19 protein-coding genes and 1 pseudogene are annotated in these 17,149 nt (G+C 51.3%); 8 read left to right on the top strand and 12 right to left on the bottom strand.

Translation table 11 applies throughout. The features are described from left to right. Positions 1-20: 20 nt before the first annotated feature. Genes BMX75_RS04465 through BMX75_RS04455 form a run of 3 tightly spaced genes read right to left on the bottom strand, consistent with a single transcriptional unit; the run spans position 21 to position 2,526 of the window. Entirely contained in the window at positions 21-1,355 is a 1,335-nt protein-coding gene (locus BMX75_RS04465; protein ID WP_085920389.1) for an ATP-binding protein, read from the bottom strand. Then, the gene (locus BMX75_RS04460; RefSeq protein ID WP_085920390.1) at positions 1,342-2,007 is read right to left on the bottom strand and encodes a response regulator transcription factor; all 666 of its coding nucleotides are present in this window, start codon (positions 2,005-2,007) and stop codon (positions 1,342-1,344) included. Before BMX75_RS04460 ends, BMX75_RS04465 begins: the two co-directional genes overlap by 14 nt. Before the next feature lie 15 nt (positions 2,008-2,022). Beyond that, positions 2,023-2,526, bottom strand: a complete 504-nt coding sequence (locus tag BMX75_RS04455; protein WP_092825631.1) for a cupredoxin domain-containing protein — start codon at positions 2,524-2,526, stop codon at positions 2,023-2,025. 198 nt (positions 2,527-2,724) lie between these two features. Here BMX75_RS04455 and BMX75_RS18295 point away from each other — a divergent pair, with 198 nt between their 5' ends. Further along, positions 2,725-2,859, top strand: coding sequence for a hypothetical protein (locus BMX75_RS18295; protein ID WP_254902990.1), 135 nt, complete (start codon positions 2,725-2,727; stop codon positions 2,857-2,859). Positions 2,860-2,927: 68 nt separating this feature from the next. Continuing rightward, positions 2,928-3,281, top strand: coding sequence for a DUF411 domain-containing protein (locus BMX75_RS04450; RefSeq protein WP_245748342.1), 354 nt, complete (start codon positions 2,928-2,930; stop codon positions 3,279-3,281). Between the two features lie 97 nt (positions 3,282-3,378). On the opposite strand, the gene BMX75_RS04445 is transcribed toward BMX75_RS04450, so the two are convergent. Further along, the gene (locus tag BMX75_RS04445) at positions 3,379-3,894 is read right to left on the bottom strand and encodes a cytochrome b (RefSeq protein ID WP_085920393.1); all 516 of its coding nucleotides are present in this window, start codon (positions 3,892-3,894) and stop codon (positions 3,379-3,381) included. 1,297 nt (positions 3,895-5,191) lie between these two features. On the opposite strand from BMX75_RS04445, the pseudogene BMX75_RS18375 reads away from it, so the two are divergent. Next, positions 5,192-5,353 (top strand): annotated as a pseudogene (locus BMX75_RS18375) (transposase); the annotation flags it as partial. A 305-nt stretch (positions 5,354-5,658) separates the two neighbouring features. On the opposite strand, the gene radC reads toward BMX75_RS18375, so the two are convergent. From radC to BMX75_RS04415, 6 genes are all read right to left on the bottom strand, one after another. After that, positions 5,659-6,156: a RadC family protein gene (radC, locus tag BMX75_RS04435; RefSeq protein ID WP_092825627.1), complete on the bottom strand. Its 498-nt coding sequence runs from the start codon at positions 6,154-6,156 to the stop codon at positions 5,659-5,661. A gap of 88 nt (positions 6,157-6,244) precedes the next feature. Next, positions 6,245-6,856: a lambda exonuclease family protein gene (locus BMX75_RS04430; protein WP_092825625.1), complete on the bottom strand. Its 612-nt coding sequence runs from the start codon at positions 6,854-6,856 to the stop codon at positions 6,245-6,247. A gap of 36 nt (positions 6,857-6,892) precedes the next feature. After that, positions 6,893-7,678 (bottom strand): ERF family protein, encoded by a 786-nt coding sequence (locus BMX75_RS04425; RefSeq protein ID WP_092825623.1) that lies wholly within the window; start codon positions 7,676-7,678, stop codon positions 6,893-6,895. A gap of 89 nt (positions 7,679-7,767) precedes the next feature. Then, entirely contained in the window at positions 7,768-7,944 is a 177-nt protein-coding gene (locus BMX75_RS18030) for a hypothetical protein (protein ID WP_175474692.1), read from the bottom strand. A 151-nt stretch (positions 7,945-8,095) separates the two neighbouring features. Then, entirely contained in the window at positions 8,096-9,064 is a 969-nt protein-coding gene (locus BMX75_RS04420) for a DUF932 domain-containing protein (protein WP_092825621.1), read from the bottom strand. A gap of 89 nt (positions 9,065-9,153) precedes the next feature. Further along, the gene (locus BMX75_RS04415; protein ID WP_092825619.1) at positions 9,154-9,492 is read right to left on the bottom strand and encodes a hypothetical protein; all 339 of its coding nucleotides are present in this window, start codon (positions 9,490-9,492) and stop codon (positions 9,154-9,156) included. A 156-nt stretch (positions 9,493-9,648) separates the two neighbouring features. Here BMX75_RS04415 and BMX75_RS04410 point away from each other — a divergent pair, with 156 nt between their 5' ends. Then, entirely contained in the window at positions 9,649-10,098 is a 450-nt protein-coding gene (locus tag BMX75_RS04410) for a LexA family protein (protein ID WP_092825617.1), read from the top strand. Beyond that, on the top strand, positions 10,095-11,372 hold the full coding sequence (locus BMX75_RS04405; RefSeq protein WP_092825615.1) for a Y-family DNA polymerase: 1,278 nt from the start codon (positions 10,095-10,097) through the stop codon (positions 11,370-11,372). The genes BMX75_RS04410 and BMX75_RS04405 overlap by 4 nt, the downstream gene beginning before the upstream one ends. 94 nt (positions 11,373-11,466) lie before the next feature. On the opposite strand, the gene BMX75_RS04400 is transcribed toward BMX75_RS04405, so the two are convergent. Continuing rightward, entirely contained in the window at positions 11,467-13,041 is a 1,575-nt protein-coding gene (locus BMX75_RS04400; RefSeq protein WP_092825613.1) for a YfjI family protein, read from the bottom strand. A gap of 743 nt (positions 13,042-13,784) precedes the next feature. Between BMX75_RS04400 and BMX75_RS04395 the strand changes: the two genes are divergently transcribed. Further along, complete coding sequence (locus tag BMX75_RS04395; RefSeq protein ID WP_092825611.1) at positions 13,785-14,489, top strand: YagK/YfjJ domain-containing protein; 705 nt, start codon at positions 13,785-13,787, stop codon at positions 14,487-14,489. Positions 14,490-14,626: 137 nt separating this feature from the next. Here BMX75_RS04395 and BMX75_RS04390 read toward each other — a convergent pair whose 3' ends face one another. After that, on the bottom strand, positions 14,627-15,457 hold the full coding sequence (locus tag BMX75_RS04390; RefSeq protein WP_092825609.1) for a hypothetical protein: 831 nt from the start codon (positions 15,455-15,457) through the stop codon (positions 14,627-14,629). A gap of 182 nt (positions 15,458-15,639) precedes the next feature. On the opposite strand from BMX75_RS04390, the gene BMX75_RS04385 reads away from it, so the two are divergent. Together BMX75_RS04385 and BMX75_RS04380 are read left to right on the top strand one after the other, a co-directional pair. Further along, complete coding sequence (locus BMX75_RS04385; protein WP_233337234.1) at positions 15,640-15,921, top strand: helix-turn-helix transcriptional regulator; 282 nt, start codon at positions 15,640-15,642, stop codon at positions 15,919-15,921. Positions 15,922-16,009: 88 nt separating this feature from the next. Next, positions 16,010-17,128, top strand: a complete 1,119-nt coding sequence (locus tag BMX75_RS04380) for a type I restriction-modification system subunit M (protein ID WP_233337233.1) — start codon at positions 16,010-16,012, stop codon at positions 17,126-17,128. Positions 17,129-17,149: the final 21 nt, after the last annotated feature.

Below are 17,149 nucleotides of genomic sequence, written 5' to 3'. Positions count from 1 at the left end.
AATCAACGCTGAAAAAGCAGTTAAGCGGAGGTGACGCCTGTCATTGGCAATGTGGTGATGACCCGAAGGCCACCCAACGGGCTGTGCTCAAACTGGCAGCGACCGTGATAACGCGCTACCAGCTGTGAGAGAATAGCTAGTCCCAGGCCATAGCCAGGGTGGTGCTCATCCAGTCGGGTGCCACGCTCGCCGAGGCGCACCATATCGCTTTCGGCAACGCCGGGGCCGTCATCGTCAATCGTTAAAGTCAGTGCGTCTGATGAGGTGCTAATGTGGCAGCGAATCTCGCTGGTGGCCCATTTGCCAGCGTTATCCAGCACGATGCCCAGTATTTCGGCGTAATCGTGGGCATCGATCGGCACTTGGTCGCGCGCGTCAATCGCCTGCGTCAGCTCGAACAACTGTTCAGAGTAGAGGCTACGAAACATCTCCATCAGACGTTGACTGTCACGGGTCAGGTGGGTCATGCGACCCGCATGAGGACCTGCGATGCGTGCACGGCGCAGCTCAGCATCCAGCTGGGCGTTGATGTCCTCGATGCGCATCAGCAATTTCCGTCGGCGGTTTTCATCAATCGGTCGGTTGCCGCTTAGTACTTGGGTAACGGCGGCCAACGGGGTTTTCAGCGCGTGGGAAAGGTTAGCGACCGACTCACGTGAGCGTTTAAGGCGCAGGTCAATGTCGTCCATAAAGCGGTTAAGCTGGGCAACAAGCGCGTCGAGTTCGTCGGGCGCTTTTAGCGAGAGGCGCTGGCGGTCGCCCGCTTGCAATGCTTCCAATTGATAACGCAGTTGCCAAAGCGGCCTTAATCCGCGATTGACGGCCAGCATATTGAGCGTGACCAGCACCGCGAGCATGCCCGCAGCGATGCCGCCCACCCACCAGTGCAAAGTAGCTAGGCCTGCTTCGACTTGGGAAAAATCCTCACCAATCAGCAACACGCCGTTGGCGCCTTGCCATTCGAAATGCTGGCGATACACCAATAAGTGTCGCTCGCCGCGCGTTACCTCGATCAGTGCATCCCCTTTTCCGTTAAGTAGTGGGGCAAGTTGTCGTTGCCAGACTGGGTCTGAGGCGCTGATCTCTCCGTTGAGGCGCAGCACGTAAAGGTGATGAAAGACCTGGTAGGCTTCGCTTGTCGAGGCTAGCGATGTGGGAACCGCCAGGCGGTCTTGTTCGAGCTGTGCGACCGCGTGGTCGGCTTCACGCTTGAGGCGCTCGCCCAGAAAGTCCTTGGCAAGATTTTGCAGGAATACGCCGTGCAGTAGCCAGGTCAGGCCGACTACCAGCAGCGCGACACCGCCCAGCCAGGCGAGCAGGCGAAACTGTAAGCTGCGTTTATTAACGTGAAACAAAAACGTATCCCTGGCCGCGGCGCGTCTGGATGATTGGCTTGCCAAGATACCGGCGCAGGCGAGCCACGTATACCTCAACCAGATTGGGTGCGGGGGCGTCTTGCTCCAACGCGTAAAGCTGTTCCAGCAAGCGCTCCTTGGAGTGAATGCGGTCCGGGTGGTGCATCAGGTAGCGCAGCAGCCGAAACTCGGTGGCAGTCAGCGAACGCCATGGGGTGTCTTCACGGCAAACGCGCTGACCGGCTTCGTCCAGAGACACCCCGTTCAGTGTGATGACTTGGGATAACTGGCCAGACTGCCTACGCAGCAGTGCCTTTAGGCGAGCCATCAGCTCGGCTTCGTGGAAGGGTTTGGTCAGGTAATCATCGGCGCCAGTTTCCAAGCCAACCACCTTGTCTTCCCAGGTGTCGCGCGCGGTGAGTATCAAAATAGGAGTGGCACGTTTCTGCTTACGCCAATGGGCGAGCAGCTCAAGCCCCGAGCCATCGGGCAGCCCAATATCGAGAATGGCAAGCGCGTATTCTTCGGTGGCCATGAACGACGTGGCCGCCTTAACAGTGGGGGCCACGTCGACCAGGTAACCGTTGTCTTTTAGACTCTCTGCCAAGCTTTCGGCCAGCAAGTCATCGTCTTCTAATAGCAACAGTTTCATTGGTAAAAGGTCTGCTTAGAAAGAAAAATTACCGTACATGCCGGATTCATAGTGGCCGGGGATGTTGCAGGCGTACTCTAACTCGTCAGCATTATCGGGAACTCGCCATAGTAGAGATTCGGTTTCACCGGCGGCAATAGTAACGGCTGCCATGCTACTACCATCAGACATATCGTGACCTTCGCCTTCTGACATGTTGGACATATTATGGCCTTCGCCACCTGCCATTTCTTGCATCATTTTACGATGTGCTTCTTGGGCTTCCTTGCTGCCGATCACGAACTCATGCTCAATACTGCCAGTGTTGGTAATTTCAAATTTCACGATCTCTCCGGCGGCCATTTCCAGCTCATCAGGGTCGAACCACATATCGCCTGCGTCGATGCTAATCGTGCGCTCAGCATCAGCATCGCTAAGGTCGCTTTCGCCGCCGCCGTGTCCAGGTCCCGCCCAGGCAGCGCCGGCAAGTATACTCAGTGAAAGAGCTAATAAGCTGGATGTAAGATGGGTCTTGCGCATAGTCATTTGCCTCCAAGGTGAGTGTGACTCGTTCTTTATACGTCGCCAACCTTAAACGAGCCTGAACTCGCCCAGAAAAAAATGATCTGTAGCAAACTTTCTTTTTCCGCAGGGTGGCATGGCTTGACCCAGGGGGTAACCCCATAGGTCGTAAGCTTTCAGTGGTTTTAAACATCACGCTATTGTCAGGAGGCCACCATGATGAACGCAGACTGTTTTGCAGTAATGGCCTCAATGGGCTGGTTAGCCTGGTTAATGCCCTTCATGCTTCTGTTACTCGTAGGATTGAGCATTGCCTCACTCATCAAATACCTGTTCAGCCGCGCCAATTAGTTCTTTCATTAATAGAGGATACGCTTATAAACCTAAAAACCACTTCACTATTGGTGTCAGGCTCGCTATTGCTGGGAGCAACAGCCGCCCAGGCAGGACTGCCTGATGAAGCAACGATGTACAAAAACCCTCAATCCGGCTGCTGCAATGAATACGCTCGCCACCTGGAAGAGCAGGGCGTAGATGTCACCATTGTGGACGATGCTGAGCTTGGCGAGATCAAGCAGCGGGCCGGGGTACCACACGGACTGGGTTCATGTCATACCATTGGTATTGGCGAGTACTGGATTGAGGGCCACGTACCGATGGAAGCCATCACCAAGCTATTTGAAGACCAGCCTGACAGGCATTGGCTTGGCCGGTATGCCGATTGGTACGCCGGGCATGCCTGGGCCACAGCAGGAGCCCTACGAGGTTTATAGCTTTACCGATCAGGAAGATGAGCCATTCATGACACTTGAGCCTTAATGACGCGAGCAGGCGGTACCTGCTCGCGGCCTAATAGCACAACATCATGGATTAACTCTTTGCCTGCCCTACCATGCGGTACAACGTGCCATCGCGATGAACCCAGTGGTGGAATAAAGCCATGAACACATGTCCTGCAATGAGTACGGTCAGCAAATAAGCAATGGGGCCATGTATTGCTTGCGAGGCTTCTGCAAAGGGTGTGCCAATTCCCTTGGAAACCAAATGATCAAATAACCGAATTCCAAAACCTTGTAGTAAACCACTCACTGGGGCCGCAACCAATAAGGCATAAATAGATAGATGGCCTATCAGCACCGCCTTACCTTGATGCGGAGGGCGATTGCGTATTTGAAAAAGCAGCCAAACAATTCGCAGCCCAACAAGCGCTAAAATCATAAAGCCCACAGTGGCATGCCAAGGCTGAAATAATTGGCTGAATGCATTACCCGGCTGCCAGTTGTTCATATAAGCACTAGCGAGCTGTAATGTCACCAGCAGCGCGGTTATCCAATGTAGCAGGCGGCTAACCGAGCCGTAATATTTCTGTGAGTCGTTAATAGCCATCCAAATTAACCCCGCTGATACTTGCGTTGGAGATGACAACACCCAAGGGACGGCGGTAGGTAAGGGATTGGGCGATGGAAAGACGATACCGCCAAGCTGTTAACAACATACATTTTGTATTTCATACAATTTCCTAATCTGAAGATGCAGGAAACCATATGTCATAAACCTGAACAGAACCTTAAAAGAACTATTAAATGAGGTTAATTTTTTTACCCTGGTCTCCCCGGTGTTTTGCCAATCACTATCGGAAATTGATGTGACCCTCAGCGCGTAATATCGGTCGTCAATCTAAAAAGGCAAATTCACCACTTATAAGATTTTATTGCCAGGAACCGCTTCCTCAAGAATGTTATCTAAAGCAGTTCGTGCGCTCAGTGTCTCTCGACTGGATATTCAAAATGAATTAGCAATGGCATCAAGCTTTTATGGGTTGTACACCGAAAAATCAGTGCTCTTCGGTAAGTATTAGCTGAATAGACCATTGGTGTTTTAGGTGGGTCCGGTCATTTTTATGGCTTGATTATTGTTGCCAAGTTCTGATGCGGTTGTTTTTTCCATCTCTGGTTAAAGTGGCGAAAGTATCGGTTAAAAACTTACTCTAACGGTTTACTGAACAAGTTTGCGCGACATAAAAATACGCTTCTCCATCAGTTGACCAATCCGTGATAGAGCTCATCGGTATTAGGCTCGTCGGACTGTTTGGTGGACTTCTGTTTGGCTTCGAAGAGGTCAGGAGCGTTCTCCAGTACTTCACGCTCCAGGTACTGACCATGGCTGGATGAGGCTGGAAACGGGCAGCCGTCTCGGATGTTATTTAGTCCCCTTTGACATTTTAAAGGGCGGGAATACCTACAAAATGTAGAGGCTTGATGTGACAAAACACGTTGACAATAAATCTAGATTCCATGAGCTCTGTGGATATGTCATATGCTATGTCACAAACGGGTATCACATAAGTAACTAATGTAGGCAGTGATCGGGGGAACTTTACCGGGTGTCCAAGTAGTCACGTGATGCTAGTTGCTTTAGCGACCTCCATGGCGTAGCTGATCGCGGTTACTTTAAGAGACGGAAAATTCTTGCTTGCCACGATGCCGGTTTAACGTCTTATTTCCCTAAGCCAAGAACCTCGCCTAACAAGCTACATTGCTATTGGTGCTCGGCCTATCAGTGTTGCTCAATGAAAACGCAATGCACCACGGGCACCTATAGGCGTATCAAAAGCTGGGAACACTAGGATAAACTGGAGGTGGTAAAATCTCTACTGGACCGGACGCCGAACATGATGCGCCTCCGTCGTCAGAATGTCGAGCACCCCTTTGGCAAGTTGAAAGCGTGCATGGGAATAACGCACTTCATGTCCAAGAGCCTTAAGAACGTCAGCACGGAAATGAGCCTTCAGGTGCTTGCTTACAACATGAAACGCCTCATGAATATTCTCGGTACTGGGGGGTGATCCAAGCAATGCAACCATAGAGTTGCTGAGCTTGGCGCTACTGCGCTTGTAGAATCTGGTAAGGCTCTTTAGTAGAGGCTTCTTAGACTTTTATATCGATCAACGTAGATGTTGGTTTAATTATTGAGGACGTTGTGAACCTATCTAGCTGACCGTTAATGGCGCAATTGCGGTTGTATACTGTAATCCCCAACTGGTTTTTTTGTTTTCACACAGCCTCGCCCGATAGCTGATATAAAAAAGAAAGAAAACATCCCAACTTGGACCCGCCCAGGCGGGCGGATCCAAGTTGCTCTCCATTTCCGCTACAAATATCCCATTTCTGCAAACGACTTACACCCCTCGCTTCCTACCACCACATGATCAATCACCCGAATGTCCATCAGCCCCAGGGCTTCCTTGAGTTGCTGGGTGATTCGCCTATCCGAATCGCTTGGTTCGGGGTCACCGCTTGGATGGTTATGTACGAGGATGACCGCCGCGGCATTGTAGGTGAGGGCGGCTTTGAGCACTTCGCGGGGATAGACGCTGGATGTATCGATGGTGCCCCGAAACATCTCTTCAAAACGTATGACGCGGTGATGTGTGTCGAGAAACAGAACGCTGAATACCTCGTGCTCGTAGTCCTGGAGCAGTAGCCGCAAGTGCTCAAATGCTTGCGATGGCTGAGTGATCTTGCAGCCTCTGGCAAGTTTGCGACGTGCAAAGCCTTTGGCGAGGTTGATGATGTCAGCTTCGGTAACCGGTTCTACGACTTGGTAAGTGCCTGCCACTTCACCGGCCTTGAGTTTACTTTTCGTCATGGTTGTCTCCAAAAAAGAAAACGCCGAGGTGGTGGCCCCGGCGTCTATGTCGTTATGTGATATATGGTTCGTCGATGATGAGATTGGCTCATGCCACCATCACTTGGCTGATACGCTTCTCCATTTCTTCATGGAAGGCCTCGACGCGCTCGGCAATGGTGCGGATCATGATGTCGTCGCGGTAGGCACGCTTGATAAACAGCGGCATGCCCGGCCAATAGCTTACAAAGTCGATCCATTCCCGCTCGCTGACCCATAAGCCGCCCTGGCACTGTGCAACGTGCTCTGCCGGAATCTCCCCGCTAAGCAGCACATCGATCTGGAACTTGGGCAGTTTGGTTTTGATCTCCAGCAGGCCGTTAGCACCGACCAGGCTGTCGGGCGAATAGCCCACGTCATGGTTGAGGATGATGCCCACTTCCTGCGGGCTCGGCTCGCCGGATGCATTGACGTAGAGTGAACGGGCCACCCCTTCCAGTTCATGACCACGCCGGGTATGGGCATTGCCTTGAAATGGCTCGGCCAATTCACCGGTCATCCGTTCGCCCATCAATTGATGCATGTAGGTAATGGCCCCGGCACCGAATCCACCAGGGCCCTTGCCGTTGACCAGCAAGGTCTTGAGCTCCGACATGGTGACGCGCCCCAGGCGCGCCGCCAGCCACTCGGGAGAGCCTTGCGCCATGTTGAGAATCTGCATGGTCGCCTCCTTGGGTTAGATAGGGGGAAATGCCGGTTACTTATTGGCCCGTTTGGTGAGGGACGCCCGCAGCTTGTCGAAGTCGCTATAGGGCACCTGCACGGCAGACCCGTACTTGCCGCTGAACCACTCCTGGGTCGTCGCTGGGCACTGGCTGATCAGCCGCTGGATCTGTCCCGCCTGGAAAGCGGTGACTGTCTTGATGCCCACCTTGGTGCTGGCGTTGCCGTTATCGTCCTGGCCGCGGGTGGTGATATTAAGCAGCGCGCACAGCACGTATCGCTTGCCGTAGCTGGTGGAGGAGCCAAACGCCTGTACCGCATTCTTGTTACCGCTGATATCAGCGGGCAGCAGCATACTGGTTTCTTCACGGTGGCCGTCCTTGTGCATCAGGACGCCGGTGATCTGAATGCCACGTTCCTGCGTCTGAATACGAAAGCTCACCGCAAAGCCATGCTTCTGCATTATCGGGCGCACGGTATCGACGATATCCTCCAGGGTGGCATAGAAGCCGTTATTGGTTTGTCCTCGCTCCTCGATGCTAGGCAGTTCGGTCTGCATCGCTGCCATGGCCGCGCTATAGGCCATCATGGCCTGGCGATCCATCACCCGCTCCTGCATCTGCAGCAAACGCTCCATCTTGTCGATGTCGACATCCGGGTTCAGCGCGGCACGCTCGATCACCTGAATGATCGCGGTGCTGTCGGCGGTGGGATGGGCCTCCAAGGAGGCCGGTGTGTTTGTCGAGGCAGCGTCTGGCTGAATAGCTGATGACGATGTGTCGGGTTGATTGGAATTGATGACATGGGTGCGTTGTGCCATGGGGCACCTCCGGGTTTCTATAATCAATACAGGATCATTCCAACGCCCAAGCGTTGATGGGCTGGTTGGAAGCGATATGGCGAGTAGGGTTAGCCGTCCAAGTGATCGGCCAGCGCCTCGGCGTCCAGGGGCTCCAGGCGAACTTCCGCTTTGTAGAACTTCCCCTGGGCGCAGACGACGGTCTCGGCGTGATGTTTTTGGTTGGCCAGCAGGGCTTCGGTCAGGTGGGCCAGCCCGGTTTCGACGGTGTGGGAAACAAATGTCATGGCAGATCCTCGTGAGGTAAGTCCCACAGCAAAACGCCCGGCCTTGATGGGGCCGGGCGCTTATGCCGTGGAGGTGGTAAATGTCATTGGATAGGGAAGTGCTTGAAGTCGGGAGAGGAGGGAAATCGATGAAGCGACGTTGCGGTGCTGATTACGCCACCAGTGCAAGTGCTGCATCGAGCGCTTCCTGCTTCAACTGCGCGCCCTGGCCGAACCACGCCGAGTCCATGCGGGTATCGTTGCTACGTGCCCGTTTCTCGTGATCGACATACTCGGTGACCGCATTGAGCAGGCCCCAGGCCGTGTCCTTGGCGGTGACCAGGTGCGAGCCCCGACCTTCGCCGGTATAAAGCTTCTGCACTTTATTCAGTGCCCGGTAGTTCGGCAGCTTGGAAGGATCATCCAGAGGCTTTTCGGCCCCGCAAATCACCGACTGCAGGTACTGCCGGGCTTCACGGCGGTCGATCTTGCGTTCCGACAGGGCCTTCATGCGGTACATGAAGTCATTCCACTGGGATACGGAAATCCCCAGCTGTCGCTTGACGGCCCGCGGGTCGAATTCCGACCGGTGGGGCACCTTCACCGCCTGCGATGTACCATCAACGGCGATCTGCAATGTGTTGTTACACACCACCCGTACCGTGGTGGGTGTCGCCATGGTCGCCAAGGTGCCATCACACGAGGTGGCCAGCAGCAGATAGTCGTTCACCTCATCCTGGCCTTGCAGCGATGTGCTCAAGCCACTGCGCGCCAGGGCCCAGAACTTGCGACCACCCTTGAGCACCCCGGCGGTTTCCAGCTCATACCCCGCGTACTCGGTCAGGTCTCGGTAAAACTCCAGGATCTCTTCCGGCTGCACCACCTTGTAGCGCTGCGATACCACGGAGAGCGGTGCCTTGTTGTCCGAACGGTAGAGCACCTTTTGTTCGGGGAAGGAATGAATGCTGCCCAGGTGACTTGCGCCTTCGGCAATAAAGCGCACCGGCGCTTCTTCGATGTGCCAGTTCATACCGGCCTGTTGTTGCCAGACTTCCAGCGGTTGATGACGGGTCAGTTGCTGTCCCAGGCCATGCCAGGGGGTAGCGCCTACGTAAGCCATTTGTTCAACGAGATGTGCCATGGGTCATTCTCCAGACATAAAAAAATCGCTGACACAGCTGCCAGCGCATGGGTGGTGGTGAGTAAGGTGTATCGCCGTAAAGCGGTGTATCAGCGTGCGGGTGCCAGGGGCGGAAAGGGGTGACGAAAGATATGCCCGCACGACAGGCAGAGCCACGGGGTGCCTTCACCGGGCGGCAGCCATTGCGAGAAGAACAGGGCGGCTACCCGCGCCCCCGACTGGCCTCCGGCAAAGGCGCCCATCATCGCGACGGGCAGTTTGGCGAGTGGAAAGCGCGAGGTGGCTATCGACAAAGGCCTCGTGACGGCGGCTGATCGCCAGGCACCGATCGCCCCGCCAATCAGGCAACTCCCCGTGGTGCCGATCCGCTGGGCAGTATCAAGGTTGAGCATGCGCGTTTCAGCACAGTTAAAGCAGGGTGGTGGCATAAGCGGCACTCCTATGGTCAGGGAAGCGATCCCTGTGGTGGGTTCATGGGAGTGATATAGGTCTCAAAATAAGTGGCGTTGATCGTGGTGGTGTTGCGTCAACCGGCGTCTTTCTTGATACTGGCTATATATACAGTAATTGAGAGGCACCTTACCATGTTATTGCCCGTTTCCCTGCTGGGCCGAGCAGACGCTTATGCCCCGTCGTGCCCGTTACCGCTCTATTCGAGTGCGGTGCGTGCGGGCTTTCCGTCTCCCGCCGATGATCACCTGGATACCGACCTGGACCTTCACCAGTACGTAGTGAAGCGTCCGGCAGCGACCTACTTCGTGCGTTCCGAGGGGGATTCCATGACGGGTGACGGCATCCATCACGGTGACTTGCTGGTGGTGGACCGAAGCCTTGATGCGGTGCCAGGCCGGATTGTGGTGATCTGCGTGGACGGCGAACTGACCGTGAAACGGCTGGAAAGGGTTGGCCAGCGCACCTACCTCAAGGCAAGCAACCCCGCTTATCCACCGATTCCGATTGATGGTCGTGAGTCCCACGTCTGGGGCGTCGTCACCCATGTGTTGCACAGCCTGCCCGGAGCACCGCTGCAATGATGGCCCTGATCGACTGCAACAATTTCTACGTTTCCTGCGAGAGGGTCTTTAATCCGACACTGGAAGGTCGTCCAGTGGGCGTACTCTCCAATAACGACGGATGCGTGGTGGCCCGTTCCAACGAACTGAAAGCCCTCGGTGTCGAGATGGGGGCGGCGATGCACCTGCTGTCGCCCCAGATCCGTCGACAAGCCGTGCTGCTGTCGAGTAATTACGCCTTGTACGGCGACATGTCCCGGCGCGTCACGGAAGTGCTTGGCGAGTTTTCTCCCCACGTCGAGGTGTACTCGATTGACGAGAGCTTCGTGGGGTTCCAGGGTTTTGATCCCGACGCGCTGGAGCAGTACGGGCAAACATTGCGAGAGACCGTTAAACAATGGACCGGCATTCCGGTATCGGTGGGTTTTGCACCATCGCGCGTCCTGGCCAAGGTCGCCAACCATGCCGCCAAGAAACATCCCGCCTACCGGGAGCAGGGCGTGTGCAAGTTGATGGCTGATAGCAAAGCCACTCAGGCGTTGTTGAAACAGTTGCCCGTCATGGAGCTATGGGGCGTGGCCCGCCGCACCGGTGAGCGCCTGCGGGTCATGGGCATTGAAACGGCGTGGGATCTACGCGAAGCGGATCCCAAGCACATACGACGGCATTTTAGCGTGGTGCAGGAACGCATCGTGTGGGAGCTGAGGGGCCAACCGGTGATACAGCTGGACGACATGAGCGAACCCAAACAACAGATCATGGTATCGCGTTCGTTCGGACGACTGACCGGTAATCCGCATGATCTACGCGAGGCGCTGAGACAGCATGCCGCCAGGTCCGGTGAGAAGCTTCGCAAGCAAGGCAGCGTGACCAGTGCCGTCATGGTATTCATCCGTACCAATCCCTTCCGCAATGATTTACCGCAATACAGCAATCGCGTCGTCATCTCACTGGAACGCCCCACCGACGACAACCGAGAAATCACGGCCGCCGCAGTACAGGGCTTGCGGCGTCTGTGGCGTAAGGGCTACGCCTACCAAAAAGCCGGCCTGATGTTGCTAGACCTTTCCCCCAAGGCCAACCGCCAGCTCACCCTTGCAGAGACCCCGCAGACCGAAGCAGACGCCGAGCGCAGCGAACGCCTGATGACCACGGTTGATAAGCTCAATCGGGAGTTTGGTCGGGGCACCATACAGATGGGCCTGCCCCGTAAAGGTAATGCCTGGGCGCTGCGAAGCGAGCGCCGCACGCCGCGTTACACAACGCAGTGGAATGAGCTTTTAGTTGTTAAATAAGCGTGATGTGGGACAACGTACAAGCTCTCTCAGGGAGGTCCAGTCGTATCACCAGATCGCCTGGACAGAAAAGGAAGGCACTGTATACAGATAGTCAACTATGAACATTATTAATGAGCTGAAAGCCATAGGCTGTGTAGTTGGGGTCAATTCTTTGTTCCGAAAATAACGGAAGCTCCGAAACATTGTAATGCTTGCCATTTTTTAATTGAGGATCAGTTCTTGTCAGAATGGTTTCCTTGAACTCAAAATTCACAGCATCTATTTTTTTTAAGTGACCTAATTGTTCTAAAAGTTGGTATGCTGAAAACCTTTTTTGTTTTTCGCGAAGTGAATTGTGACAGCGTTGCTGAATTTTCGAATCACAAAATCTATAAGTAGAAGCAGAAGGCACAACGATTTTTCGAATATCTATTACAAGCTGATTTGTCAAGGTCACGATCTCAGGCGTGCCTGCTATAAACTTCATGTAGTGCTCAGAGCAACGGATGCATAGTGAATATGCATAATCCAAGGTATATGAACTGATATCACCTTCAAGCCCTTCAAAAGTATGAATAATGCCTGCAAGGCGACTAATATTATCCATCAATTTAGATCCATGACCATTGGCATGATGATAAAATCCATGCTGTTCCATGTTTTTTTCAATAGACAGAGCTATATTTCTCCATTTCTCTTTTGCATTTGGAGTGAATTGCAACAGTTTTTGGTTGTTATTATTTATTTCGACGTCAATTGATTGTTGCATCATCTGCCGTATTCTTCCGTGGAAATTATTGATAATTTCTTTGTTTGGCGGAGAGTTTTTACCTATTCTTAAGCCAATATATGAGTTTGGGTTGATAACTAAAAACCTTGAAAGAAAACCACCTTCTATAGCTTCGCTACCGCGCTTCTTTAAGAAACGATTCAGAATGTCTGGTTGAATCATTAAGGCTAATGTTAATCTTGGGTTGGTAATCGAAAAATCATCACTTGATTTACGGTCTACCGTTACGCTTGAACCGCTCCATATTTCATTGTAAATGCCAAGCTCTTGCATAGCTTTGCCATTAAATATATCCCCAGACTCACTAGAAACCAAGCAAGCTAACGAAATGTTTTTATAAAGGCTATGTGCTAAAGCACTGGGCGTTATATCTTTATATATAAACCTTGGTGTAGGTGGAGATATAGGCTTCTTATCATACAAGTCAATCTGACGTGCCTCAATACTTTCAGTTTCCTCGCATTTGCTAGCCGCTCTAGCGAGAAGCTTTCCAAGCTCTCTTTCAAGCAAAGTCCAGTTATGATTTCGCCGTTTGTAGTCTTCAAGGTCTTTCTGATGTTTATCTAAAAGCTCACGTTCAATTTTTTTAATTTCATGGAAAAATGCATTCTCGACAGCAGTTTTACGTTCACCGCTTAAAGCAATTATCAGGATATAAAGTGATAAGGGAACACGATATCCTGTCGGCAACTCTACATCGGCGATACCTTGGCAGGCGGATGACATAGAAGATAATGCTGTCAATAAAGCCATTTCATACGAAATTTCAAGAGACCGTGATATCTCTACAACAGCGCCTTCAAATACTGAATTCTCATCGAGAATTGGCCATTCATGGTTCCGAAGGCCGGAGTCTCTTGTATACGAGCATCCTGAGCTAAGCTTGTCATTTTCCACCTTTATACCTCCATCTTCTCTGCTAATGTTGCTAACGCTAGCAAGATTAGCAGCATGATAGAGTGAATCAAGCGTATTTTTTAAATTAAACTTCTTTGTACTTAGTTGGACAAAAAATAATAATCCATGGTGCTAACTCTCTGATATAAAGCGATTTCCCATCACCATGCAGTCAGAAGTGCCTTGGTGACAGCAACGGCACCCATTGCATTTGAAGGCTGAAGGGCTGGTTACGAATAGCGGTTAAAAATTACTAACTATATATAACTATATGAGAATATGACGAGCCCATGTGGCTCTTGATGATCTTATTGAAAAATTAGGTTTATTTTTCAGGTGACATTGATAGTTGAATGTATTTTATTTTCTTTTAAAACGCGATGGTTATGATATTCATTGTCATATGCTAGTTGGTTCTAACGAGATTTAAATGACGGTAATATTAGTATGCTTTCACTTAACAATAAAAATGATATCGGTTGGGTGAGCCCTGAAAGCTGTTAACTTGATACCTTACCAGTAGAAGAAGCGTCAGTAGTACAACGTGTTTTTGCCATTAAACTAAACCATACATGCGCTCTGTCCGTTAGGCTACTCCTTGTGAGTAAGGTAGGTCGCGCTAAGTGACGGGCAATAAATCGACATTATCCGCTTATCTTATCATCACTACGTTCAAGCTACGTGCATAAGCATGGCATTCAAGCCATGGGCATTCTCGTGGGTGTACGATTAGGAGTTATATAGTGAATACCTTTACGTACAACGTTGGCCAACATTTACGTAAATGCCATCCTGACAATCCCGACCTGAAACTGTGGTGGGAAGGGTACTACCAAAGTATGTGGGTACAAACGCAGAAAGGACCGCTGATCGAAAATTACCTAGCGAAATTGTTCGATGTAATGAATAGATCTCGTCAGGACTGCAATCGGATCCTCGCTATTCGCATTGATCTACGCTTTCCAAACGGTATGTATGCAGGCCTACTCGATTATAAAAATTCTGCTTTGAGTGCCTTTAAAACTTTTTTCCAACGTGAGCTAGACCGAGCAGGCATCAAGTATCCGCACAAATTTCGCTGTGTGTGGTGTTGTGAGCAAGATACCAGCATCAATCCTCATTACCACCTTTTGCTGTTACTAAACGGTGATGCCTACAACGGCCTAGGTTACATAGGTAGAACTCAAAGCAGTGATTACGGATATGAAAACCTTTTCCATCGTATCGTCAGATCATGGGCTCGGGCTATCAATCACCCACAGGAGTGTATGGAAGGTCTTGTGCAAGTACCTCGAAAACCAGTTACCAACGAACTGGCTACATGGTTTTTTCACAGTGAAGATCAATTCACTTTTGAACAGGTGTTTGGGGCTGCAAGCTATCTTTGCAAAGAGCATTCCAAACCTATAGGTCAAGGGGTCAATTGCTTTGATGGTAGTAGGGGATAAAGCTTAGAAAAAAAGCGACTTTTAACCTGTGGACGTGTATAAGTTATAAACGTAATTACTGTATGATACACGGTAATTACAGTGAATTATTAGGGCTATCCCATAGCCCTAGCCTTAGCCCGATTATAGACCTGCTGCTAATAGAAATTAATCGTCATGTTTCGGCTTTTATGCGGCTCGGGCACAGGCTGCTTGCCATTCTCGTTAAAAGTCTTTCTAAGGCGTGGCTCTGTAAAAATCAGTTTCTGGATACTCTCACTGAGTAGATCGATGTTATTTGTCAAAGGCAGCGAGTATTCTTCAATTACAGGATGTATAATCTTAGCAATGACTGGAGCTGCCAACTCGTAACGTTCCCAACCGCCTGAAGGTCGGTGTTTACTTAGGGCTCCTCTGATGAGCGCTCTTAACATGACCTCTTTCTCATCTTTCAGTTCTTGTTTTGCCTGCTTTGCTTTTTCTTGGCGTGCTTCAGGTGAGTTATCGCGCAAATCCTTTAGCATTCGCCAAGCAGTAACATGCTGGTGTGCGCAGGTTAATGCTTTAGTAATTGTTTCTTGCTCACGCCTCAGCATTGCTTTGCGACGGTTAACTTCCTCAAAATAAAGACGAATTTTAGGAATTCTCTCCTTACGGGTGAAGCTGACTAGGGCTATCTGACGAAGAGCAACTTCCAAATGGACGTTAATTTGCTTTTGCAGCTTCGCCTTGTCCCTATGCTGCACCAGGGAAATTGGGATTTCCCAATCCTTTGAGAAATCAGGATCATTTTCGGCGGCTTGTACAATCGCCTGATGCCACTGTTTATCATGATCAATAGCATCTTTCTCAGCCTTCGGCTGTTCGTGAAGGGCTTGATTAGCTAAATCTGTTGCATTTACATCGATTATAGAAAGTAGGTCTTCCAAATACTGAGCGTCCTCTTTTGCATCATGTAATTCTTGTGCAAGGGATTCATCTTGTTTCATGGCTTAGCCTCTCGATAAATTTTTAGATACTATTTTTGATGGCTTGTCAATATCAAGACCTAAATCAGTTCTTGGTTTAGGATAGCCGGTGTGTTTCGGTAGCGGCTACAAACAAAATGGTAACCGTCATCGCCTATGTACACATAGGCTATATCAGTCAACTAATGGCATGAGGTTACCGTATGACTCATCAAGACAATATTGCATCTTCGGTTGAATCAGGTATGGAACTGGCTCATTTTGATCAGCAGAAGGTTGGTCGTCCTACAAGGATGCTGAAAATATCGGAAGTTATAAGTCGTACCGGCTTATCCAGATCAACGATATATAACAAAATCGATTGTAAATCAGCTGGTTATGATTCGACATTCCCCAAGCAAGCAAAGCTAGGAGCAAGAGCCGTTGCTTGGGATGAAGTAGAAATTGAACATTGGATCCAAGGCCAGTTAAGAGCTAGGAAATGATGCCTTCCTATCCTGCAAGGTACTCTGATTACTGCACAGATGTGTATGATGGTGTTCACTTATTTTCATCGAACATGGGGAAGCATCCGTGAACACGGGAAGTCACTCTCAGCTTGCTGCGTTTATCTGGTCGGTCGCTGACCTTCTACGCGGCGATTTCAAGCAGTCACAGTATGGCCGTATTATCCTGCCGTTCACGCTTCTGCGCCGCTTAGAGTGCGTATTGGCACCTACAAAGGCTGACGTGCTGAAAGCTGCTGACGATCATCAGAATAAGTCCGAGGCAGTGCGTGAAAAGCTACTGCTGCGCGCGGCTGATCAACCATTCTTCAATGCTTCACCGCTAAGCTTGGGTAGTCTTTCCGATACCCAAACCAGCGACGACCTGATGAGCTACGTACAGTCGTTCAGCCAGAGCGCTAGGGAGATTTTCGAGCACTTCGAGTTCGAGAGCTTCGTTCAGCAACTCAGCGCCAATAACCTGCTCTATAAAGCCGTGCAGCAGTTCGCGGCGATAGACCTTAGCCCCGCGCGGGTGAGCAATCACGGCATGGGCGGTATCTTTGAAGAATTAATCCGCAAGTTTGCCGAAAGCTCCAACGAAACCGCCGGGGAGCACTTCACGCCACGCGATATCGTCCATCTAACGACGTCTCTGGTGCTTACCGGTCAGGTAGAAAAGCTAAAGCCCAACAGCATCGTTACCGTCTATGACCCGACAGCGGGTACCGGCGGCTTTCTTTCCGAGAGCGACGAGTATATTCAGCAGGTCAGCGAGAAGGTCACCGTCTCGCTGCACGGGCAGGAGCTCAACCCTGAGTCCTACGCCATCTGTAAGGGCGATATGCTGGTGAAGGGGCAGGCGGTCGAGCAGATCAAACTGGGTAACACGCTTTCAGGCGACCAGCTGGCAGGCGAACGCTTTGATTACATGCTTTCCAATCCGCCGTTTGGCGTCGAGTGGAAGAAGGTGCAGAAACAGGTCACCGATGAGCACAAACATCGCGGCTACGATGGCCGCTTTGGCCCTGGCCTGCCGCGCGTCTCCGATGGCTCGCTGCTGTTTTTGATGCACCTGGTCGCCAAGATGCGCACTCGCCAGGATGGCGGCTCACGCATTGGCATCATCCTTAACGGCTCGCCGCTTTTTACCGGCGGCGCAGGCAGTGGGGAGTCCGAAATTCGGGTATACGGATTTAATGGTTGATGGGGCACCTTCACCCCATCA

Origin of the sequence: Vreelandella subterranea (genome assembly GCF_900111305.1) — a bacterium.
In the GTDB taxonomy this organism is placed as follows: domain Bacteria; phylum Pseudomonadota; class Gammaproteobacteria; order Pseudomonadales; family Halomonadaceae; genus Vreelandella; species Vreelandella subterranea.
This window is presented reverse-complemented; position numbering and strand designations above follow the sequence as displayed.